Source organism: Vibrio splendidus 12E03, from assembly GCF_000272105.2.
Lineage (GTDB): Bacteria > Pseudomonadota > Gammaproteobacteria > Enterobacterales > Vibrionaceae > Vibrio > Vibrio splendidus_I.
Window position 1 is genome coordinate 1 of sequence record NZ_AJZD02000276.1, and the last position, 248, is coordinate 248.

General features: G+C 48.4%; 1 pseudogene. It reads right to left on the reverse strand.

Features of this window, described 5'->3' with window-relative positions:
- Positions 1-244: pseudogene (locus tag A142_RS17155) on the reverse strand (IS21 family transposase); the annotation flags it as partial.
- Between the last annotated feature and the right edge of the window lie 4 nt (positions 245-248).

Here is a 248-nt window from a genome sequence, read left to right on the forward strand (position 1 = left end):
GATATTGCTCATGATACTCCTGCCAGAGCAGCATCTTTGTCATACCTTTACGCCTGAGTTCGACTGCGTATTGAGTGAAGTCTGGCATAACTTTATCTCGACTGGCTTTCTTGCCGTGATACAGCGCCTGTGTGAGATCTGCATCTCTGCAACTGTCGGGTAGAGGCCAACCAAGTTGGCTTTGTTTAAAGCGAGTAAGGAGTTCTGATACGGTGGATGGGCCGAGTTTAAGGCAAGAAGCGATACCA